We start from the raw sequence: 21650 nt of genomic DNA, 5'->3' as shown, positions 1-21650 counted from the left end.
GTGCAGCGCACTCCCGCGGCCTTCGGCAGCGCACCGGCCTACTCCGTCGTGGTTCCCACGGTGGGCCGCCCCGCCCTGGCCGAGACGCTGCGCCCGCTGCTGGACGACGGGCCGCACGCACCCGCCGAGGTCGTCGTGGTCGACGACCGGGCGCACCCGCACGGGCCGCCGGCGGGCGCCGGTGCTCCCGGCATCACCCTGGTGCGCTCGGGCGGGCGCGGTCCGGCCTGCGCCCGCGACCTCGGGTGGCGCCGGACGGCGACGCCCTGGGTAGTCTTCCTGGACGACGATGTGCTGCCCGGCCCCGACTGGACCGCGCGGCTGGCGGAGGACCTCGCCGCCTGCTCCGCCGGAATCGGCGGCAGCCAGGGACGCATCGAGGTGCCGCCGCCTGCCGGTCGGCGCCCCACCGACGCCGAGCGGGGAACGCTCGCCCTGGCTGGCGCGGCCTGGATCACCGCGGACATGGCCTACCGCCGCTCCGCGCTGGAGGCCGTCGACGGCTTCGACCGCCGGTTCAAGCGGGCCTACCGCGAAGACACCGACATCGCGCTGCGGGTGCTCGACGCCGGCTACGGACTCGTCACCGGCACGCGGCGCAGCGTGCACCCGGTGGTGCGCGACGACCGGCTCCTGCGCAGCGTCGCCGCCCAGGCCGGCAACGCCGACGACGCGCTGATGCGGCGGCACGGGCCGAACTGGCGCGAACGCGTCGGCGAGCCGCCCGGACGGCTGCCGCGCCACGTCCTCACCACCGCCGCGCTGGCCGGCGCGGTCGCCGCGGTCGGCGCTTCCGGCGCGGCGCGCGGACGACGGCCGCACCACGGGCCTCCCGCCTCCGGGCGTGTCCGCGTCGCCGGTCGGCGGCTCGCGGACCCGCCCGCGGCGCCCGCACGCACCGCGCGGCTCGGCGGCGGCCTCGCCGCCGGACTGGGCCTGCTCTGGTTCGCGGCCACCGCCGAATTCGCCTGGCGGCGGATCGCGCCGGGGCCGCGCAGCGCGGACGAGGTCGTGCGGATGGCGGTCACCAGCGTCCTCATCCCGCCCGCGGCCTGCGCGCAGCGGCTGCTGGGGGAGTGGCGCCACCGCGGCGCGCTTCCGCACGCCGACCGGCCCGTCAAGGCCGTCCTGTTCGACCGCGACGGCACGCTCGTGTACGACGTCGCCTACAACGCCGACCCCGACCGTGTCCGGCCGCTGCCCGGAGCGCGGCGCGCCCTGCGGCGCGTGCGCTCCGCCGGACTGCGCCTGGGTGTGGTCAGCAACCAGTCCGGCGTCGCCCGCGGGTTCATCGCCGCCGAACAGCTCGACGCCGTCAACGCCGAGGTAGAGGGGCGACTGGGCCCCTTCGACGTCTGGGCCGTGTGCACCCACGGCGCCGACGACGGTTGCGCCTGCCGCAAACCCCGGCCGGGACTCGTCGACGCCGCCGCCGCCGAACTCGGCGTGGCACCCGAGGAGTGCGCGGTCATCGGCGACATCGGCGCCGACGTCGACGCCGCCCGGGCCGCCGGGGCCCGCGCCGTCCTGGTCCCGGGCCCGGCGACCCGGCCTGCGGAGACGGCGGCGGCGCCCGAGACCGCCGCCCGGCTGACCTCGGCCGTGCGCCGCCTGCTGCGCGGGAGTGCACGATGAGCGCGCCCGGAACCGGTGAAGGCGCCCCGGCGCCGCGCGGCGGCACCGTGCTGGTGGCGCGTATGGACAACGTCGGCGACGTCCTGCTCGCCGGCCCGGCCGTGCGCGCCGCGGCCGGCGGCGCCGACCGCCTCGTGCTGCTCGCCGGCCCCCGCGGACGCGCCGCCGCCGACCTGCTGCCGGGCGTCGACCGGGTGCTCCAGTGGTGCGCGCCCTGGATCGACCCCGAGCCGCCCGCGCTGACGCCGCGAAGCGCCGAGGACCTCATCGCCGCCGTGCGGGCCGAGGACCCCGCCGCCGCGCTCATCCTGACCTCCTTCCACCAGTCGCCGCTGCCGCTGGCGGCCCTGCTGCGACTGGCCGGCGTAGGCTGGATCGGGGCGGCCTGCGAGGACTACCCGGGCTCCCTGCTCAACCTGCGCCACCGCACCGACCACACCCGTCCCGAAGCCGAGCGCATGCTGCACCTGGCCGAGGCGGCCGGCTACCGGCTGCCGCCCGGCGACGACGGTGCGCCGCGCATCCGCGGCCCGCTGCCCGAGACCGCGCACCTGGCGGGCGGCCCCGGCTACGTCGCCCTCCACGCCGGGGCCTCGGCACCGGCCCGCGCCATCCCGCGGCCGCTCGCGGAGGACACCGTGGCCGCGCTCGCCGCCCAGGGCCGCCGCGTGGTGGTCACCGGAGGCGCACCGGAGGGCCGCGACACCGCGGCCGTGGCCGGCGCCGCGGCCCGCGACCTGGGCGGGCGCACCGGCCTGGCAGAGCTCGCGGGCGTGCTGGCCGGTGCATCGGTCCTGGTCAGCGGCAACACCGGGGCCGCGCACCTGGCCACCGCGGTGGGCACGCCCGTCGTCTCGCTGTTCGCGCCGGTGGTCTCGGCCTCCTCGTGGGCCCCGCGGGGAAGCCCGGTGCGCGTCCTCGGCGACCAGGACGCCCCCTGCCGCGGCACTCGGGCGCGCACCTGCCCCGTGCCCGGGCACCCCTGCCTGAACAGCGTGACCCCGGCGGACGTCCTCGCCGCCGTCGACGAGCTCGCCGGAGGACCGCCGTGACCCTGCAGCAGCAGCTCACCACAGCGCAGCACGACGGGCCCCCGGCGCCGTCGCTGCGGATCCTGCTCTGGCACGTGCACGGTTCCTGGACCACGTCCTTCGTGCAGGGGCGCCACCGCTGCCTGCTGCCCGCCGACGCCGACCGCGGCCCCGACGGCCGCGGCCGCGCCGACACCTGGACCTGGCCCGCCAACGCCGTAGAGGTCGCCCCCGAGCACCTCGCCGCCGAACCGGTCGACGCCGTCGTGCTGCAGCGCCCCCACGAGCTGGAGCTGGCACAGCGGTGGCTCGGCGGACGCCGCCCCGGCCGCGACGTGCCCGCCGTCTACGTCGAGCACAACGCTCCCCAAGGGGATGTGCCCCGCACGCGCCACCCCCTTGCCGAACGCTCCGACATCCCCGTCGTGCACGTGACCCACTTCAACGAGCTGTTCTGGGACTGCGGCCGCGCCCCCACGGCCGTCGTCGAGCACGGCGTGGTGGATCCCGGCCACCGCTACACCGGGGAGGTGGAGCGCGCCGGGGTGGTGATCAACGAGCCGCTGCGCCGCGGCCGTGTCACCGGCACCGACCTGCTGCCCCGCTTCGCCGGCGCGGCGCCCCTGGACCTGTTCGGCATGGGAGTGGCCGACGCGCCCGCCGCACTCGGCCTGTCCGCCGAACAGCTGCGCCCCTATGACGACCTGCCCCAGCACCGCCTGCACGCCGAACTCGCGCGCAGGCGCGTCTATCTGCACCCGCTGCGCTGGACCTCGCTGGGCCTCTCGCTCATCGAGGCCATGCTGCTGGGCATGCCCGTCCTCGCTCTGGCCGCCACCGAGGCCCGCGAGGCGATCCCCCCCGATGCCGGTCTGGCGACGACCGGCGTCGACGCACTGTGCCGCGCGCTGCGCGAGCTGCTGTGCGACCCGGCCCGCGCCGCCGAGTGCGGCCGGGCCGCGCGTGCGGCGGCCCTGCGCCGGTATTCCATCGACCGGTTCCTCGGCGACTGGGACCGGCTACTCCAGGAGGTGACACGGTGAGGATCGCCATGGTCTCCGAACACGCCGGCCCGCTGGCCCTGCTCGGCGAGGAGGACACCGGCGGGCAGAACGTGCACGTCGCCGATCTGGCCCGGGCCCTGGGCGCCCGCGGCCACGAGGTGACGGTGCACACCCGCCGGACGCGGGCCGAAGACCCCGAGACCGTCGAGTTCGCACCCGGCGTGCGGGTGCACCACGTCAGTGCCGGACCGCCGCGGCCGCTGAGCAAGGACGAACTCCCGCCGCACATGGGCGAGTTCGCCGAGCACCTCCGGGCCGAGTGGAGCCGCAGCAGCCCCGATATCGCCCACGCCCACTACTGGATGAGCGGCAGCGCCGCACTGGAGGCGGGCGGGGCCACCGGCACGCCCGTCGTGCAGACCTTCCACGCCCTGGGCGTCGACAAGAGCCGCCACCAGGGCGAGGACGACACCAGCCCCTCCGAGCGGGAACAAGTCGAGGCCGACGTCGCCCGCCGCGTCGACCGCGTCGTCGCCACCTCGTCGCTGGAACGGCGCGAGCTGCGCTCCTGGAACGTCGACTCCCGGCGCATCACAGTGGTGCCCTGCGCCGTCGACCCGGAGCTGTTCCGCCCCGAAGGCCGGTCCGCCGAGCGCGGGGAGCGCTTCCGCATCCTCAGCCTGGGCCGGATCGTGCCCCGCAAGGGCATCCGCACCCTTATCGGCGCGCTGGCCGGGGTCCCAGAGGCCGAACTCGTCGTCGCCGGCGGCGCCGCACCCGAGCGGATGGACGCGGATCCCCACATCGCGGGACTGCGGGCGGCCGCCGAGGAAGCCGGCGTGGCCGACCGCGTCGCCTTCACCGGCGGCGTGCCGCGATCGGAGGTGCCCGGGCTGCTGCGCTCGGCCGACCTCTGCGTCAACGTCCCCTGGTACGAGCCCTTCGGCATGAGCACCGTCGAGGCGATGGCCTGCGGTGTCTGCGTGATCGCCTCCAACGTCGGCGGCCATCTCGACACCGTGGTGCAGGGCGTCACCGGCCGCCTGGTCCCGCCGCGCGACGCCCGCACGCTGGCCTACTGGATCCGGATGCTGATGGCCGACCCCGTCACCCGGGAGAGCCTGGCCATCGCCGGGGCCGACCGCGCCGCGGTGCGCTACACCTGGCCGCTGGTGGCCCGCCAGACCGAGCAGTGCTACGAGAGCGTGCTGCTCGAACGCGGCCGCGAGGCGCACCGGCCCACCGGCGCGGCCGCCGTGCCCACCACGGGAGGTGTCTGATGCATCCCCGGCTCCGACGGCTCAGCACCGCGCTGGAGGGCGTCGACGGCGAACAGGTCCAGCGGTGGGGGCGCTTCCTCGGCGAACACCTGCCGTGCGGCCGCCGGCTCTTCGCCTGCGGCAACGGGGGCAGCGCGGCCGAGGCGCAGCACCTCACCGCCGAGCTGACCGGCCGCTTTCGCACCGAGCGCACGCCCCTCTCGGCGATCTGCCTGCACGCCGACACCTCCAGCCTCACCGCCATCGCCAACGACTACGGCTACCGCGAGGTCTTCGCCCGCCAGTTGCGCGCCCACGCGCGCCCCGGCGACGTCCTGGTGTGCCTGTCCACCAGCGGCGCCAGCGAGAACGTCGTCGCCGCCGCGGTCACGGCCGGCGAGCTGGGGCTGCGCACCTGGGCGATGGCCGGTGCCGAGCCCAGCGCACTGCAGGCCGCCTGCGAGGAGACCCTGGCCGTGCCCTCGCCCGACACGGCCACGGTCCAGGAGGTCCACCTCTCGCTGATCCATCTGATGTGCGAGGAGGTCGACGCGGTCTGCGCCGTGCCCGCGGCGCCGCGGCAGCGGCGGCCGGCCCGGGAGGGCGCCGCGTGAGCCGCGCCCCGGGGCCGCTGGTAGTGGTGGGCGACGCCTTCCTCGACATCGACGTCGCCGGAGTGCACCGCGGCGGGGGCCACGGCGGCGACGCACCGGTACTGGACGCGCCCTCGGCCTGGCACCGCCCCGGCGGCGCCGCCCTGGCCGCGTGGCTGGCCGCCCGCGACGGACACCCCGTCGTGCTGGTCTGCGCGCTGGCCGAGGACGCCGCCGGCGACCGCGTCGCCGCGCTGCTGCACGACTCGCTGACCCTGCTGCGCCTGCCCCAGCGCGGGGCGACGCCGACGAAGTCCCGCATCCGCGACGCGGACCGCACGGTCGTGCGCGTCGACCAGGGCGCGGGCCGGCCCGCGCCCGCGGGCGTCGACGACCGCGCGGTCACCGCCGTCGAACGGGCCGGTGCCGTGCTCGTCGCCGACTACGGCCGCGGCGTGGCCGACCTGCCCGCCGTGCGCGCCGCGCTGGCCCGGGCCGCCGCCGCTGTACCGCTGGTGTGGGACCCGCACCCGCGCGGAGCGGCACCCGTGCCCGGCGCCGCCCTGGTCACCCCCAACGCCGCAGAGGCCGGCGCGGCCGAACCCGACGCCGCCGGCGCCGCCGCCGCGCGCCTGGCCGGCACATGGGGGGCCGCATCGGTCGCCGTCACCCTCGGCAGCGAGGGCGCCGTACTGGCGGGCCCGCGGCAGCCGGCCCGGTTCTTTCCGGCACCGCTGCGCCTGGCCCGCGCCGACGCCTGCGGCGCCGGCGACCGCTTCAGCGGCGCCGCCGCTGCGGCGCTGCGCGGCGGGGCCGACGCAGCCGGAGCCGTCGGCGAAAGCGTCCAGGCGGCTTCCCGCTTCGTGCGCAACGGGGCCGCCGGTGCGGCCGCGGCATCGGGCCCCATGGCCGGGGCGCTGCCGCTGGGCCTGGGGGAGAGCGCCGAGGCTCTGGCCGAGCGCGTGCGCCGCAGCGGCGGCAAGGTGGTCGCCGCGGGCGGCTGCTTCGACGTCCTGCACGCCGGCCACGTCAGCCTGCTGCGCCGCGCCCGCTCGCTGGGCGACTGCCTGGTCGTCTGCCTCAACGGCGACGCCGCCGTGCGCGCGCAGAAGGGGCCGGGCCGCCCCGTGACGGCGGCCGAGGACCGCATCCGGGTGCTCTCCGCCCTGGACTGCGTCGACGCCGTCACCGTCTTCGACGAGCCCACCCCTGCCCGCATGGTCGAGCGGCTGCGCCCCGACGTGTGGGTCAAGGGCGGCGACTACACCGCCGCGGAGCTGCCCGAACTGTCCGCCGTGACCGCCGTCGGCGGGGAGGCGGTCATCCTGCCGCTGCTGCCCGGACGCTCCACCAGCCGGATGGTCGCCGCCCGCGACCGCACCCCGCCCTGAGCCCGGCGGCGGCGCCCGCGCCCGGCGCGCGCAGCGCCGAGGCCCGCGCGGCGACGCGATCAGCACACCCGCACCGTTCGACACTTGGGGAGCAACCTATGCGTCCACTCGGCAACACCCTGATCACCGGCGGCGCCTCCGGACTCGGCGCCGCAGTGGCCCGCGCCGTGGCCGACGAAGGGGGCCGACCGCTCGTTCTGGACATCGCCGAGCCCGCCGTCGAGGCCGACCACGAACGCGTCGACCTCGGCGACCGGCACGCCACGGAGAACGCCGTGGAGAACCTCGCGCAGCGCGCGGGCGGGCTGCACGCCGTCGTCAACGCCGCCGGCACCGACGCCTGCGGCCCCCTGGACAAGGTCGACCCCGACGACTGGGAGCGGGTCGTCCAAGTCAACCTCGTCGGCACCGCCTCCGTCGTGCGCGCCGCCCTGCCCCACCTGGAGGCCACCCGCGGCACGGTCGTCGACTGCGCCTCCACGCTGGGCGTGCGCGCCGTCCCCGACGCCACCGCCTACTGCGCCTCCAAGGCCGGGGTGATGGGGTTCACCCGCGCGCTGGCCGCCGAGACCGCCGGACGCGTCGGGGTCACGCTGCTGCTGCCCGGCGGCATGGACACCGCCTTCTTCGACGGCCGCCCCGAGACCTACCGGCCGGGTCCCGACGCCCGCCTCAACCCGCCCGAGCACGTCGCCCGGGCCGTCGTCTTCGCCCTGGCACAGCCCCTCGGGTGCGAGGTGCGGGAAATCGTCGTATGCCCCTCCGAGGAGACGTCGTGGCCCTGACGGGGCCGCGGCCGGGGGCCGTCGAGAGCAAGGGGGGATCATGAGCCAGGCACGGATCGGCCGCGCCGTCGTCACCGGCGGCGCCGGCTTCATCGGCTCGCACCTGTGCGAGCGGCTGCTGGACGGCGGCGCCGAGGTGGTCTGCGTCGACAACTTCGCCACCGGCTCCGCCGAGAACGTGCGCCACCTCGCCGGGCGGAGCGGGTTCAGCGCCCTGGAGGCCGACGTCACGCTGGGGCTGCGCGTGCCCGGCCGCGTCGACACGGTCTTCCACCTGGCGTCGGCGGCCTCGCCGCGCGACTACCTGCGGCTGCCGGTGGAGACGCTGGAGGCCGGCAGCCGGGGCACCCGCAACGCGCTGGACGCGGCCGCCGAGCACGGCGCCCGCACCGTGCTGGCCTCCACCAGCGAGGTCTACGGCGATCCGCTGCACCACCCCCAGCACGAGAGCTACTGGGGCAACGTGAACCCGGTCGGTCCGCGCAGCGTCTACGACGAGGCCAAGCGCTACGCCGAGGCGCTGACCATGGCCTACCACCGGGCCTACGGCGCCGACGTCGGAATCGCCCGGATCTTCAACAGCTACGGGCCCGGGATGCGCCCCGGCGACGGGCGGGCGATCCCCACCTTCATCCGCCAGGCGCTGGCGGGCGAACCCATTACCGTGTCCGGCGACGGCATGCAGACCCGTTCGATCTGCTATGTCGACGACACGGTGCGCGGCCTGATCGCGCTGGCCGGAGCCGACATCACCGGTCCGGTGAACATCGGCAGCCCCTACGAGCTGTCCATCCGCCGACTGGCCGAACTGGTGCGCGGCGTCTGCCGCTCGGAGTCGCCCGTCGTCCAGGTCGGACGCCCCGCCGACGATCCCCGGTTCCGCCGCCCCGACACCACACTGGCGGCCCAGGCGCTGGGGTGGCGGCCGCGGGTGCCGATGGAGGAAGGGCTGCGGCTGACGGTGGAGTGGTTCGCCGCCGCGGCACAACGGCGGGAAGAAGAGGGGCGCGCGGCCGAGCCGACCGCGGGCCGGGCCTGAACGCGTCCGCACCCACCGCGCCGCACGCGGTGCGGGCGCCGAACGCGGTGAGGCCCGGGGCGCCGCGGCGCCCCGGGCCTCACCGGTGAAAACCGTACCTACCGTGGGGACACGGCGCTACGCGCTCGCGGCCCTCACACGTCCGGGACGAGCTGCTTGCGCAGCTTGGCCAGGGACGCCGAGAGCGTCCGCGAGACGTGCATCTGAGACAGACCCACGATCTGCGCGATCTCGGCCTGGGTCTTGTTCCCCGCGAAGCGCAGGAGCACGATCCGCCGGTCGCGCGGCGAGAGGGTGGCCAGCGCCGGACGCAACGACGCCCGGTCGGCGGCGTTCTCCAGCTCGTGGTCCTCCTCGCCGAGCGTGTCCCCCAGCGTCTTGTCCTCCTCCTCGGCCCCGTAGGGCACGTCCAGGGACAGGGCGCTGTAGGCCGAGGACGCGTCGATCAGCTCCAGAGTGTCGTCGACACTCATCTCCAGCCGCTCGGCGATCTCGGCGACCGTCGGCGAACGGCCGTGCTCCTGGGCGAACGACGAGGTCACCCGGTTGAGCTCGGGCCGCTTCTCCTGATACTTGCGCGGCACCCGAATCGCCCATGTGCGGTCCCGGAAGTGGCGCTTGACCTCACCGGTCATCATGGGCAGGGCGTAGGAGATGAACTCCTTGCCGTAGTCGGGCTTGAAGTCGCGGATCGCCTGGACCAGGCCGACTGTCACAACCTGGCGCAGGTCCTCCTCGGGCTCGCCGCGATTGCGGTAGCGGCGGGCGATGCGGCGGACGACCGGAGCGTGCAGATCCACCAGGTTCCGATAGATCTCCTCGTGCTCGGCCGGCCCCGTCTCACCACTCTTGAGCTGCGCGAACAGCTCGCGAGTGCGGGCGTAGTAGGCTTCGTCGGTTTTACTGTTCCCGTGGTGGCCTCCACCACGGGAACTGCGCGGACGCGGTACTGCGGTCTCTCGTTCGCGGAGCGCGCTCGATGTGTTCATCGCTAACGTTCCTCGCTGCGTCGGAGTTGACCGCCGACCACCTGCCTCCCGGATCGTCCGGCGCGTTGTGCCGCGCGCCGGTGATGTACTCCCCCGAGCTTCTGTGCGGTCGTGCACCGCAGCGGGAGCCGGGACGCACGTAGTGGCGTCATAGGCCGCGCTGTCGGACCTCCTGCACAACAACATTGACCATATCGAGATATGCGCGATTAAGCCAACCCGCGTCGGCCCGACCGATCCCGGTTTTGCGGCGAATTAACGCGTGAGATTACGAAGCAGCAGGGTAGACGCGGTGGATGCGGTCGGTCGCCGGATGTCGGAAATATCATTCACGGCTTTCCCGGAGGTGTGCCGGGCCGGTTTTTCGCAAGGAGGGGAGGCACGGCAGGTGGGCGATAGGGCGGATGCGGTCGGACCACGCGCGCACGGAGGCGACCCGGGCGGCGCGGGCGCGGGCGGCGACCGGGTGGGCGTGGTGGTGGCCACCCGGGACCGCCGCCGCGAGCTTGCCCGCACATTGCTCCGGCTTGGCCGGGACCACCCCGACTCGCCGGTGACCGTGGTCGACAACGCCTCGCGCGACGGCACGGCCGCCTTCGTGCGGGCGGAGTTCCCCCGTGTCTCGGTCGTGGCGCTGCCCCGCAACCGCGGCGCCGCCGCGCGCAACGCCGGCGTCGCCGCCAACCCGGCCCCCTACATCGCCTTCTGCGACGACGACTCCTGGTGGGCGCCCGGCTCCCTGCAGCGCGCCGCCGCGGCCTTCGACGCCCATCCGCGCCTGGGCCTGGTCGCCGCCTCCACCTTCGTCGGCAGCTCCGCGCGCCCCGACCCCATCAACGCCGAGCTGGCCACCGGGCTGGCCCCCGCACCGCCCGACCTGCCGGGGCCGCGCGTGCTCGGCTTTCTGGCCTGCGCCGCGGTCGTCCGCCGCGAGGCGTTCCGCGCCGCCGGAGGCTTCAGCCGCCTGCTGTTCTTCACCCACGAGGAGGCCCTGCTGGCTGCGGACCTGGCCGCACTGGGCTGGGACGCCTGCCACCTGGCGCAGGTGCACGCCCGCCACGCGCCCTCACCCGACCGCCCGCCGAGCGCCTGGCGCCGCCGGCTGGACATGCGCAACCGCGCGCTGGTGTGCTGGCTGCGGCGCCCCGCCGGGCGCGCACTGGCGGAGACGTGGCACCTGGCGCGCGCCGCCCGCCGGATGCCCGAGGCCCGCGGCGCGTTCGCCGACCTGCTCGGCGACCTGCCCCGCGCCCTGGTACAGCGGCGACGGCTGCCGCGACGCGTCGAAGAGGATCTGCGCCTGCTGGAGCGCCGGTGAGCGCCGTGCGCGCGCCCGATCCGCGGGTGGGCGTGGTCGTGATCACCCGCGACCGCCGCGCGGAGCTGCTGCACGTGCTGGAGCGGCTCGCCGCGCTGCCGGAGAGCCCGCCGACGGTGGTCGTCGACAACGCCTCGACCGACGGCAGCGCCGCGGCCGTGGCGGCGTCGTTCCCCGGAGTGGCGCTGCTGCGCGCCCGGGCCAACCTGGGGGCGGTGGGGCGCAACCTCGGCGCCGAGGCGCTGGGCACCCCCTATGTGGCCTTCTGCGACGACGACACCTGGTGGGAGCCCGGCTCCCTGTCGCGCGCCGCCGACCTGCTCGACGACCATCCCGACGTCGCCTCGCTCACGGCGCGCATCCTGGTCGAGCCCGCACTGCGCGAGGACCCCATCACCCCCGAACTGCGCGGCTCCCCGGTCCCGGCACCGCCGCATCTGCCGGGCCCCGCGCTGCTGAGCATCCTCGCCGGCGCCTCGGTGCTGCGCAGGGACGCGTTCCTGGCCGCGGGCGGATTCCACGAGCGGCTGTGGCTGGGCGGGGAGGAGGAGCTGCTGTCGCTGGACCTGGCGGCCGCGGGGTGGTGGCTGTGCTGGATCGAGGACCTGCGCGTGCACCACGCCCCCTCGCGCGGCAGGGACAGCACCGGCCGGCGTCGGCTGGGCATCCGCAACACGCTGTGGACCGCGTGGCTGCGCCGCCCGGCGCCGGCGGCGCTGCGGCGAACCGCCGCGGTGCTCGCCTCGGTGCCCGCCGACGGGGCGAGCGCCGCCGCGGTGGCCGACGCGCTGGCCGGACTGCCGTGGGTGCTGTCCCAGCGGCGTCCGGTGCCGCACCGGGTCGAGGAAGGGCTGCGGCTGCTGGAGGAGCCGCAGCGTCGCTCCACCGCCCGGCGCTACGTCGGCTGAGCCCGCGCGGCGCCCGCACCGCGCTGGGAAACAGGGCGCGGGCGCCGTGCGCGGCGGCGGGCTATGCGGGCGGGCCCGTGGGGTCCTCGCCGGTCAGCGCGATCTTCTCGGCCAGCTCGGCCAGCTTGACGTTGAGGTTCTGCGAGCTGTCGCGCAACCGCTGCCAGGCCTGGTCGGCCGTCATGTGGTGGCGCTCCATCAGGATGCCCTGGGCCTGGCCGATGGTCTCGCGGGTGTCCAGGGCCCGGTTCAGGTTGGCGATGCGGCGGTTGGCGGCCAGCGCCGAGGCGGCCTGAGCGGAGTAGATCACCCCCACCTCGTGGGCGCGTTCCCCGAATGCCCGGGGGCGGGCGGCGTAGAGGACGAGGGCGCCCAGAGTCTCGCGGGCCGTGAACAGGCGGTAGCTCAGCAGGCTGCCGATGGGCAGTTCGGCGGCCTCGGCGGCGTAGGCGGGCCAGCGCGCGGAGAGGGTGAGGTCGGGCAGGTAGACGTAGGTCCCCTCCCACATCGAATCCAGGGACGGGCCCTCGCCCAGTTCCCGCTGCAGCTCGTCGCTGCGGCGCACGATGTCGTGGGTGGCGACCGGGCTCTCCACTCGGCTGCGCGATTCCGAAAGACTCACGCCCGCGTAGTCGCACCCGGGCACCGTGGTCACGGCGAGGTCCACGATGCGCTGCAGGGTGGCGCGCACGTCCGGTTCGGCGAACATCGAGCGGACGATGTCGGCGAAACCTTCGGGCGAAGGTGAGTGGTCCTTGTTAAGCATCGCACGCCCTTCTGTGCCGTTGGACGAGTCGCAGGTCCGTATCGCCCCCGTTGCGAAGCCGGCGCACAGCACAAGGCGCCGATCGGGTGATCGAGCGACTTCGCAGTGTGAGAACCGGGGGCGACCGAACCGGCTGCAAGGAATTCCTTATGGAATGCGAGTATCGCCCGCACTCCTTGCCTGTGTCAACGACTGTACCCTACACCGGGGGTGCGGCGCGGGGTGCACGGGGGGCGTCACGGCCGTGCGCGCACCGGGCCGGCGCCGCCCGGTCGAGCCCGCAAAAGCCCCGGTGAGCAGGTGCCACTCGCCGCGAAAGGGTGCTGCCGCGGCGCGTGGCAGCGGCGGACCATACGGCGGTGTCCGCGGCCGGGCAGGCGCCCGGCGCCCGCATCTCAGGCACGCGTCCGGGACCGACTCGAATTCGCCCGGTGAAGAATTCGTCTGCCGCGGTTGAATCTTTCGCCAAGGGAAAGAGGCGCGCGGGAATGCCGTTCGGCTGGGGGCACCACGGAACCGCTTCCGCGCTCGGCCGCCGACTCTTCTCGCCGTTGGATCACCGGCGCCGCGAGCCGTGTGCACCGGCCGTCCTCCCGGTGCCCGCACACACCGACCGGCGCCCGGCCCGCGCGCGGGCCGGGCGCCGGTGAGAGCGGTCGAAAGGCCGCGATCACTCGCCGTAGAAGGTGATGTCCTCAGGGGCGGGTCGCTCCACCTCGGCCGCGGTGACCTCCCCGCCGGCGCTGTCGGTGACCATGGCCTCCTGCAGCGTCTCGGGGGCCTCGCCCGCCCGGAACCGCAGAACCTGCGCACCGGCGTAGCCGCCGTGGTCGTCCTCGGTCGAGGCGAAGGGCACGTACCCCGGCCCCGCCCAGTCCTGGGTGTGCACGGCATCCAGCAGGCTCTGCCGGGTGAGGTCCTCGCCGGCCGACATCAGCGCCCGGGCCATCTGGGTGGCCTGCACCATGCCGTAGACCGTGGTGTTGGTCATCGGCCGGTCGCTGTCGGCGTACTCCTCGTAGATCCGGGAGTACAGCTGGATCCAGGGGTCGTCCTGCCGCGTGATCGCGGGCAGGTAGCCGGTGTAGATCATCCCGTCCAGCAGCTGCTCGACGGGCACGTCCTCGTTGCCGGCCTGGGCGGCGAACTCCGACAGCAGCCCCGTCAGCGTCGCGGTGTCGGCGCCGATGGTGCTCACCACGAACTGCGGTTCGTAGCCGATGCGCTGCGACTCCAGGATGGACAGCGCGGTGAAGGCGGGGATGCACGAGCACACCACGACGTCGGCGCCGGCCTCCTCCAGCGACGCGATCTGCGGACTGATGTCGGTGTTGCCGGGGTCGTAGGACTCCACCGCCACGCGCTGCTCGGCCACGTACTGCTCCAGGCCGGCCTCGGAGTCGGTGCCCACGTCGTCGTTCTGGTGCAGGTAGCCGACCTTGGCGTCGGGCATGTTCTCGGCGATGTACTTGCCCTGGATCTTGGCCTCCTTGGTGTAGTCCACCTGGTAGCCGAAGGTCAGGGGGTACTTGTCGGGCTGGTTCCACATCAGCGCGCCCGAGGAGACGAACAGGTCGGGCACGCCCTCCTCGTCGAGGAAGTCGACCACCTTGGAGTGGGTGGGCGTGCCCAGGCCGCCCAGCATCGCGAAGATCTCCTCGTTGTGCACCAGGTCGCGGGTGACCTCGATGGTGCGCGCCGGGTCGTAGGCGTCGTCCTTGACCACGTAGTCGATCTCGCGGCCGTGGACGCCGCCGTTCTCGTTGACGTAGTCGAAGACGGCCCCGGCGCCGATCGAGATCTGGCTGTAGCCGGGGGCGGCCGGACCGGTCAGCGGCTGGTGAGAGCCGATTTTGATGCTGTCCTCGGTTACGCCGGTGGACACGTCCAGGTCCGCGGCCGCGTCGTCTCGGACCTCGCCGGCGCCTCCGCAGGAGGTGGCCAAAAGGACCGCGGCCATCAGGCCGGCGGCGGGGGCGATGCGTGATCTCATGTGCTACTCCCGTGCGGTGGATGGGGTACGGCTGCGGGCGGGTGCGGGCTCTGCTGGTCGGCGCCCGCGGCGGACCAGGTCGGCGAGACTGCGGAACATCCCGTGCAGGCCGTCCGGCCGGATGAGGATGACCAGGATCAGCAGCACGCCGAAGAACACGATCGGCAGGTTGTTGGAGACGTTCGTGCCGAGAGTCAGGACGTGCGCCAGGTCCTCGACCCAGACCTCCACGTAGACCAGGGCCACGGCGCCGAGGAACGCGCCCCACATGCTGCCCAGCCCGCCCAGCACCAGGGCCGCCAGCAGGCTCAGCGACAGCGTCACCGTGAAGGAGCTGGGGGTGGCGGTGCCCAGCAGGTAGGCCTGGCCCGCCCCGGCCAGGCCGCCGCAGGCCGCGCTGATGACGAACGCGGCCACCTTGGTGCGGCCCACCGGGATACCGGCCAGGGCCGCCGCCGACTCGTCGTCGCGCAGAGCGCGCATGCGGCGGCCCAGGCGCCCCGCGCTGATGGTGGCGAGCAGCACCAGGCCGACCAGCGTCGTCAGCCACACCGCGGCGGCCTGCCACTGGCTGGTGGTCACGACGCCCGCCAGCGCCGCCGGCGCCCCGCGGGTGGAGAACGCCAGCCCGTTGCTGCCGCCGAGGAGTTCGGGGAAGCGCACCGTGAGCGACGGCAGTCCCACGGCCAGCGCCAGCGTCGCACCGGCCAGGTAGGGGCCGTGCAGCCGCGCGGTGGCGGCGCCCACCAGGACGCCCGCCACGCAGGCGACGGCGACCGTGACCAGCATGTTCGCCCACAGCGGCAGGGCCGGCACGTTCAGCACGAGCAGCGCCATGGTGTAGGCGCCGATGAACATGAACGCGCCGTGGCCCAGCGAGACCTGCCCGCTGTAGCCGATCAGCAGCTGCAGGCCCGCGATGGCCAGCATGTAGTAGCCCACACTGCCCAGGCGCAGGTCTGCGGTGGGCCCGGTGACGAACGTCAGCGCGACGACGGCGACGAAGGCGGCGGCCGCGGCCAGCGGGAACCGCACCAGTGCCGGCAGCGCCCGCCAGCGGTCGGCCGCCGAGGGCGCCGGAGTGCGCGGCGCGTCCTCCCCGCGGCCGGTGGACTCGTGGTTGCGCAGCGAGACCATCACTACACCTTTCGCGCGGTCGGGCGGGAGAACAGGCCGTCGGGGCGGATGCTCAGCACCAGCACGAGGATGGCCAGCGCCGCCAGCGTGGTCAGCTCCGGACCTGCGTAACCGGAGACGTAGGACAGGCACAGGCCGAGGAGCATGCCGCCCGCCAGCGCGCCGAAGGGGTTCTCCAGGCCCCCCACGACCGCCGCCGCGATCGCGTAGATGAACACCGCGTCCATCACGTTGGGGAAGATGAACGGCGGCGCCGCCAGCATCCCGGCCAGCGCCCCGATCACCGAGGCGATGGCCCAGCCGGTGGTCAGCATCAGCCCCACCCGCACACCGCTCAGCCGCGCCGCCTCGGGGTGGAAGGCCGCGGCGCGCATCCGCAACCCCAGCGGGGTGAAGCGGTAGAGCGCGAACAGCAGCAGCGCCGCGGCGCCCACCGAGCCCAGGGCGAACCAGTCGGAGGCCGAGAACCGGCCGCGGAAGCCCAGCGGATAGGCGAACGAGTGCGGCTCGTTGCTCCAGATCATGCCCGCCAGGCCCTGCAGTACCAGCAGCAGGCCCAGGGTGACGATGATGGCGCTGAGCGGGGAGCGCCCGTGCACCGGCCGGATCAGCAGCCGCTCGGTGGCCGCGCCCAGCACCAGCCCGCTCGCCAGCGCGGCGCCGAAGCCCAGCCAGTAGCTTCCGGTGGCCTGCGACACCGCGTAGGCGATGTAGACCGAGATCAGGGCCAGCGCGGGTTGGGCGAAGTTCACTACGCGGGTGGCCTGGTAGATGATGACCAGCGACAGCGCCAGGGCGGCGTAGACCGCGCCCGAGGACAGGCCGCTCAGCGTCAGGTCGATGAAGTGGTCCACGGTCGTCCCTCTCAGAACCCCAGGTAGGCGTGGCGCATGCGGTCGTCGGCGAGCAGGCGGGACGAGGAGTCCGCCATGACGACCTCGCCCTGGTTGAGTACGAAGCCGTGGTCGGTGATCGACAGCGCGCTGCGCGCGTTCTGCTCCACCAGCACCACGGTCAGCTCCTGCTCGGCGCGCAGCTTCAGCAGCATCTGCATGATCTGCCGGGTGACGAGCGGGGCCAGGCCCAGCGACGGCTCGTCCAGTAGCAGCACCCGCGGCCGCGCCATCAGCGCCCGGCCCAGCGCGAGCATCTGGCGCTCGCCCCCGGAAAGTGTCGCCGCCGGGCGGTCCGCCCGCTCCCGCAGCGGCGGGAACAGCTCCAGCACCTCGTCCGTGCGCTGCAGGCGCGCGCGCCGCCCCGAGCGCCAGAGCCCGCCCAGGCGCAGGTTCTCCACCACGCTCAACTCGACGATCACGCCGCCGCCCTCGGGCACGTGCACCAGGCCGTGGCGGACGTGCCGCTCGGCCGGAAGGCGGGTGATGTCCGTGCCGTCCAGCAGGACCCGGCCGGAGTCGGCGCGCTTGAGGCCGCTCAGGGTGCGCAGCAGGGTCGTCTTGCCGGCGCCGTTGGCGCCCAGCACCGCGCAGATGCCGCCGCGGGAGACGCTCATGCTCACCCCGTTCAGCGCGGTGACGGCGCCGTAGCCGGTGCTCAGGCCCTCGACGCTGAGGATCGGCCGCTCAGCCATCGGTGCCCCCCTCCTCGTCCGCGCCCAGGTAGGCCCGCGCCACGGCGGGGTCGGCCTGGATCCGGGCGGGGGCGCCCTCGGCGATGACCTCGCCGAAGTCCAGCACCACGATGTGGTCGCAGACGTCCATCACCAGGTCCATGTGGTGTTCGACCAGCAGCACGCCCATGCGGGCGCTGAAGGCCCGGATGGCGGCGCCCAGCGAGGCGATGTCGTCGCCGGAGAGGCCGCTGGCGGGCTCGTCCAGCAGCAGCAGTTCCGGCTCGGCGACCACCGCCCGGGCCATGGCGACGCGCTTCTGCACGCCGAAGGGCAGGGTGCCCGGCATCGCGCGGGCGGCGTAGGCGACGTCGAACTCCTCCAGGGCCGCCATCGCGCGTTCGCGCAGCCGCCGCTCGTCGCGGTGGTAGCGGCCCAGCCCGGTGAGCATGGCCAGGCTCCCGCCGCGCGCCAGGTGGTCCGCTCCGACCATGACGTTGTCCAGTGCCGAGAGCCCGGGGAAGAGGTTGAGCCCCTGCAGCGTGCGTGCGACGCCCAGGCCGGCGAGGTGGTGGGGGCGGTGGTTGCGCAGGGCGCGGCCCTTCCAGGCGACGGTGCCGGTCTGCGGGCGGATCACGCCGGAGACGACGTTGAACAGCGTCGTCTTGCCGGCGCCGTTGGGCCCGATCAGCCCCACGACGGAGCCCGGCGCCACCGCGAGCCCCACGTCGCTGAGCGCCGTCAGGCCGCCGAAGCGCACGGTGATCTGCTCGGCGGAGAGTAATGGGGCCGTCGTTGTGGTGGTCATCTGCACTGCTTTCTGTGCCGGGTCGGCGCCTGCTGCGGTGATACCGACCAGTTGGCATGTAGGGGGCAGTCGTCGGCGGTGGCCGGGGCCGGGAACGGAACGGAAGTCGGGGACGGGGGGCGGGTGCGGCGGCGGTATTCCGCACTCGTCAGCGGAACATGCGGGCCAGGTCCACGCGGGACCGGATGTTGAGCTTGCGGAATATGCCCCGCAGGTGGTGCTCGACCGTGCGGGGGCTGATGAACATGTGCGCGGCCACTTCGCGGTTGGTGGCCCCTTCGGCCACCAGCAGGGCGATCTGGTGCTGCTGGGTGGTCAGCCCGTGGTCGCCCCTCTCGGCGGTGGCGGCGGGTTCGGGATCGCCGATCGCCCGCAGTTCGCCGCGGGCCTGCTCGACCCACAGCCGCGCCCCGATCCACTCGAAGGTCTCCAGCGCCTCGCGCAGGTGCTCGCGCGCGCGGCCGGGGAACCGGTTGCGGCGCAGCGTCGTGCCGTAGAGCAGCGCGGTCCGGGCGCGCTCCACGTCGTCGTCGCCGCAGGCCCGGTGCAGCCGCAGTGCCTCCTCGAAGTGCTCGGCGGCGTCCTCGGCGCCGGCCAGCAGGCCGCGGCAGCGTGCGGCGACGGCCAGACTGCTCAGGCTGCCGGTGGCCTCGGACCAGGCTTCGTAGGGCGCCAGCGCGACCTCGGCGCGCTCGTACTCCCCGGTGCGCACGCACGCCTCGACGAAGACCGGTGCGGTCAGCAGGCGCATCGTGGGATGGCCGTAGCCGGGGCCGGCGTGGTTGAGCACCCGCAGCCGCGAGAACGCGCCGTGCGCGTCGCCCTGGGCCAGGTCAAGCAGTGCCAGCGCCCAGGAGCTGAGCGCGATCGGCAGGCCCAGGCTGTTCTCACAGGAGCGCTCGGCCACCGCGCGCGCCCGCTCGTGGCAGGTCTCGGAATCGCCCTGGATGGCGGCCAGCAGGCTCAGCGCGGCCAGGTGGTGGGTGGCGCAGTTGGGCTGGCTGGTCTCGCGGGCCAGCCGCAGTCCGGTCATGCAGTTGCCGATGCCCGAGGGGAAGCGGCCGCTCCAGAACTCCGAGTAGACCAGGAACTCCAGCGCCTGGGGCACCACCGCCAGCGCCCCGCGGCGCCGGGCCACGGCCACCGCCCGAGTCGACAGCGCGTGCACCAGCGGGGCGTCACCCAGGCGGAGGCCCGCGATACCGGCCCAGATCAGCTCGGCCGGGGTGTCGACCTCCTCGGCCAGGTCGGTGGCGCGGCGCAGTGGACCGACCGCGCCCGCGTATTCGCCGGCGAAGGAGAGCGCGCAGCCCTCCATGAAGGCGAAGGCCAGCCGCATGGCGGGCGGGTCGTTGTCGCGGGCCAGCGGCGCCAGCCGCCGGGCGGCCGCGGCGTGGCGGACCGGGTCGCCGGCGAAGGAGGCCGCGTCGGCGGCGCGCATCAGCGAGCGCACGGCCAGCTCCCGGTCGTGGGGCAGCAGGCGCTCGGCGGTGTCCAGCAGCGCGTCGGCGGTGTCGATCGCGTTGCCCTCGCGCAGCCGGATCTGGCCGCGGATCAGTTCCAGCACACCGGCTTGGCGCGGTGACACGGCATCGGGGCCGGCCCGGTCGAGCAGTCCCGCGGCACGCTCGGGCATCCCGGAGAGCCAGGCGTCCTGGGCGGCAGTGGACAGCCGGCAGGCGCGCAGCCGGGGGATGGGGGTGAGCTCGGCGGCCTGTTCGAGTGCGGCCGAGGCCACCGCGTGGCCGTTGAGCTCCTTGGCGGTGTCGGCGGCCGCGGCCAGCTCGGCCGCCAGTTCGGAGTCGGGCCCCTCGGCCGCCGCGGCGCGGTGGCGGGCGTAACGGGAGGGGTCGCGCTCGGGATCGAGGACGCGGGCCAGCCGGGCGTGGGCCGCGCGCCGGGCCACCACGGGCGCGGCCTGGTAGACCGCGGTGCAAAGCACCGGATCGGTGAAGACCGCCTGGGCGCCGTCCACGCGCACCAGCCCCGCGTTCTCCGCGGGTTCCAGGTCCCCCACGGTCATCTCCGGCCGGTCCGCGGCCCGCACCAGCAGGTCCAGTCCGCACTCGGGGTCGGTGGCGGCCAGCAGCAGCAGGTGGCGCGCGGGCTCGGGCAGCGCCTCCAGCCGCGGTGTGTAGGCGCGCAGCAGGTGCGCCGGCAGGGGCAGGGCGCGCGGCAGGGGGCGCGCCCCCGACAGCTGGTCGCGGGACAGCGCCGCGGCGAAACCGCGTGCGGCCGCGGGGTTGCCGTGGGCGCAGCGCACCAGTTCGGCGCGCACGCCTGCGGCGATCCCGCCCGGCGCGGCGTCGCCGAGCACCTCGCTGAGCGCCGGGTCGCCCAGCGGCTCCAGCGCCACGGCGGGGATGCCGGGGACGACGGGTTTGGGTGAGTCGTCGCGGGCGGCGAAGACCATCGCCACCGGGTCGGTGCCCAGCCGGCGCGCGGCGAAGGCCAGCGCGTCCAGCGAGGCGGCGTCCATCAGGTGCGCGTCGTCGACGCAGACCAGCAGGGGAGCGGAGTGGCCGAGTAGGCACAGCAGCCGCAGCACGCCGATGGAGAGGGGGAAGCGGTCGCTTTCGGCGACGCGGCCGCTCTCCAGGGCCAGATCGAGAGCCGCCGCCTGCTGGTCGGGCAGTTCGGCGACGCGGTCCAGCACCGGCCGAAGCAGCCGCTGCAGGCCGGCGAAAGCCATCGCCGACTCGGTCTCGGTGCCGGAGGAGCCGAGCACCATGGCGCCCTTGACCACCATGGCCTTCTGCGGCGGCCGGAAGTGGCCGACCTGCGGGGTGCGCGCGGCTTCGCAGGCGTGGTCGAGCAGGGCGGTCTTGCCCATGCCGGGTCCGCCGCTGAACAGCACCGCCGAGCCCTGGCCGGAGCGCGCACCGTCCAGGACGTCGGTGAGCATCCGCTGCTCCGACGCCCGGCCCCGGAGGCTGACACCGGGGCCCGTCGGGGGGGTTCGACTGGGCACGCCCTCAAATTACACAGGCGTCGATCCGCCCGACAGGTCGGCAGAGCCAGACTGGTGATTTCACGGATCCCCCGGCGGGTGGTGGGCGCCGCGCCCCTGGCAGCGGGGCCGCGTTCCGGACAGGCGAGCGGCGGATGCATTCGGGCACGACCGCCGGGACCGGCGTCGGCGCCTGCATCCGCCGGCGGCGGTCGGGGGGCGCCGGTGAGCGTTCGAAAAAGCCGTGCGCGCAGTACGCGGACCGCCTCGCCGGCGGAGCGGTCCGGCGAGGCGGCCGGTGCTCGCTCCCCCACATGCCGCCGACCGGAGACAAGTGGCGAACACCTGTACGAATTCTAGCAGTTCTGCTGTATGCTGAGTCACATCGCCGACCTCGGCGCGGGCAGCCCGGGCACGGCTTTGCGAGGACTTTTCCAGCCACACCGCACCCGCTGTGCGAACCTTAAGTCCACAGCG

Annotated in this window: 18 protein-coding genes; 10 read left to right on the top strand and 8 right to left on the bottom strand. The window is 74.9% G+C overall.

All coding sequences use genetic code 11. The features are described 5' to 3' along the window. The 8 genes from EKD16_RS13320 (at position 1) to EKD16_RS13285 (ending at position 8737) form a co-directional block, all read left to right on the top strand. Positions 1-1635: an HAD-IIIA family hydrolase gene (locus EKD16_RS13320; protein ID WP_131098675.1), complete on the top strand. Its 1635-nt coding sequence runs from the start codon at positions 1-3 to the stop codon at positions 1633-1635. After that, positions 1632-2687: a glycosyltransferase family 9 protein gene (locus tag EKD16_RS13315; RefSeq protein WP_131098674.1), complete on the top strand. Its 1056-nt coding sequence runs from the start codon at positions 1632-1634 to the stop codon at positions 2685-2687. Before EKD16_RS13320 ends, EKD16_RS13315 begins: the two co-directional genes overlap by 4 nt. Then, positions 2684-3709, top strand: coding sequence for a glycosyltransferase (locus EKD16_RS13310; protein WP_242676958.1), 1026 nt, complete (start codon positions 2684-2686; stop codon positions 3707-3709). The genes EKD16_RS13315 and EKD16_RS13310 overlap by 4 nt, the downstream gene beginning before the upstream one ends. Further along, positions 3706-4950, top strand: a complete 1245-nt coding sequence (locus EKD16_RS13305) for a glycosyltransferase (RefSeq protein WP_131098673.1) — start codon at positions 3706-3708, stop codon at positions 4948-4950. The genes EKD16_RS13310 and EKD16_RS13305 overlap by 4 nt, the downstream gene beginning before the upstream one ends. Next, positions 4950-5543, top strand: coding sequence for a D-sedoheptulose-7-phosphate isomerase (locus tag EKD16_RS13300; protein ID WP_131098672.1), 594 nt, complete (start codon positions 4950-4952; stop codon positions 5541-5543). Before EKD16_RS13305 ends, EKD16_RS13300 begins: the two co-directional genes overlap by 1 nt. Further along, positions 5540-6913, top strand: coding sequence for a PfkB family carbohydrate kinase (locus EKD16_RS13295; protein WP_131098671.1), 1374 nt, complete (start codon positions 5540-5542; stop codon positions 6911-6913). Before EKD16_RS13300 ends, EKD16_RS13295 begins: the two co-directional genes overlap by 4 nt. 98 nt (positions 6914-7011) lie before the next feature. Continuing rightward, a complete protein-coding gene (locus EKD16_RS13290) occupies positions 7012-7698 on the top strand; it encodes an SDR family oxidoreductase (RefSeq protein WP_131098670.1) in 687 nt (228 codons plus the stop codon). 40 nt (positions 7699-7738) lie between these two features. Next, complete coding sequence (locus tag EKD16_RS13285) at positions 7739-8737, top strand: NAD-dependent epimerase/dehydratase family protein (RefSeq protein ID WP_131098669.1); 999 nt, start codon at positions 7739-7741, stop codon at positions 8735-8737. 134 nt (positions 8738-8871) lie between these two features. Here EKD16_RS13285 and EKD16_RS13280 read toward each other — a convergent pair whose 3' ends face one another. Further along, on the bottom strand, positions 8872-9726 hold the full coding sequence (locus tag EKD16_RS13280) for a SigB/SigF/SigG family RNA polymerase sigma factor (RefSeq protein ID WP_131098668.1): 855 nt from the start codon (positions 9724-9726) through the stop codon (positions 8872-8874). Positions 9727-10192: 466 nt separating this feature from the next. Between EKD16_RS13280 and EKD16_RS13275 the strand changes: the two genes are divergently transcribed. Further along, a complete protein-coding gene (locus EKD16_RS13275; protein ID WP_242677427.1) occupies positions 10193-11044 on the top strand; it encodes a glycosyltransferase family 2 protein in 852 nt (283 codons plus the stop codon). Then, a complete protein-coding gene (locus EKD16_RS13270; RefSeq protein ID WP_394347269.1) occupies positions 11041-11952 on the top strand; it encodes a glycosyltransferase family 2 protein in 912 nt (303 codons plus the stop codon). The genes EKD16_RS13275 and EKD16_RS13270 overlap by 4 nt, the downstream gene beginning before the upstream one ends. Positions 11953-12013: 61 nt before the next feature. Here the strand turns inward: EKD16_RS13270 and EKD16_RS13265 are convergent, their stop codons facing one another. The 7 genes from EKD16_RS13265 to EKD16_RS13235 form a co-directional block, all read right to left on the bottom strand. Beyond that, positions 12014-12718, bottom strand: coding sequence for a GAF and ANTAR domain-containing protein (locus tag EKD16_RS13265; RefSeq protein WP_207391295.1), 705 nt, complete (start codon positions 12716-12718; stop codon positions 12014-12016). 670 nt (positions 12719-13388) lie between these two features. After that, a complete protein-coding gene (locus EKD16_RS13260) occupies positions 13389-14711 on the bottom strand; it encodes an ABC transporter substrate-binding protein (protein WP_131098666.1) in 1323 nt (440 codons plus the stop codon). A gap of 3 nt (positions 14712-14714) precedes the next feature. Next, the gene (locus tag EKD16_RS13255) at positions 14715-15848 is read right to left on the bottom strand and encodes a branched-chain amino acid ABC transporter permease (protein ID WP_131098665.1); all 1134 of its coding nucleotides are present in this window, start codon (positions 15846-15848) and stop codon (positions 14715-14717) included. 2 nt (positions 15849-15850) lie between these two features. Next, positions 15851-16702: a branched-chain amino acid ABC transporter permease gene (locus EKD16_RS13250; protein WP_131098664.1), complete on the bottom strand. Its 852-nt coding sequence runs from the start codon at positions 16700-16702 to the stop codon at positions 15851-15853. Positions 16703-16713: 11 nt separating this feature from the next. Next, positions 16714-17436 carry an ABC transporter ATP-binding protein gene (locus tag EKD16_RS13245; protein WP_131098663.1) on the bottom strand — a complete coding sequence of 241 codons (723 nt, stop codon included), beginning with the start codon at positions 17434-17436 and terminating at the stop codon, positions 16714-16716. After that, on the bottom strand, positions 17429-18223 hold the full coding sequence (locus tag EKD16_RS13240; RefSeq protein WP_131098662.1) for an ABC transporter ATP-binding protein: 795 nt from the start codon (positions 18221-18223) through the stop codon (positions 17429-17431). Before EKD16_RS13240 ends, EKD16_RS13245 begins: the two co-directional genes overlap by 8 nt. A 148-nt stretch (positions 18224-18371) precedes the next feature. After that, positions 18372-21194, bottom strand: a complete 2823-nt coding sequence (locus tag EKD16_RS13235; protein WP_278248889.1) for a helix-turn-helix transcriptional regulator — start codon at positions 21192-21194, stop codon at positions 18372-18374. Between the last annotated feature and the right edge of the window lie 456 nt (positions 21195-21650).

Origin of the sequence: Streptomonospora litoralis, from assembly GCF_004323735.1 — a bacterium.
GTDB classification, from domain to species: Bacteria; Actinomycetota; Actinomycetes; order Streptosporangiales; family Streptosporangiaceae; genus Streptomonospora; species Streptomonospora litoralis.
This window is presented reverse-complemented; position numbering and strand designations above follow the sequence as displayed.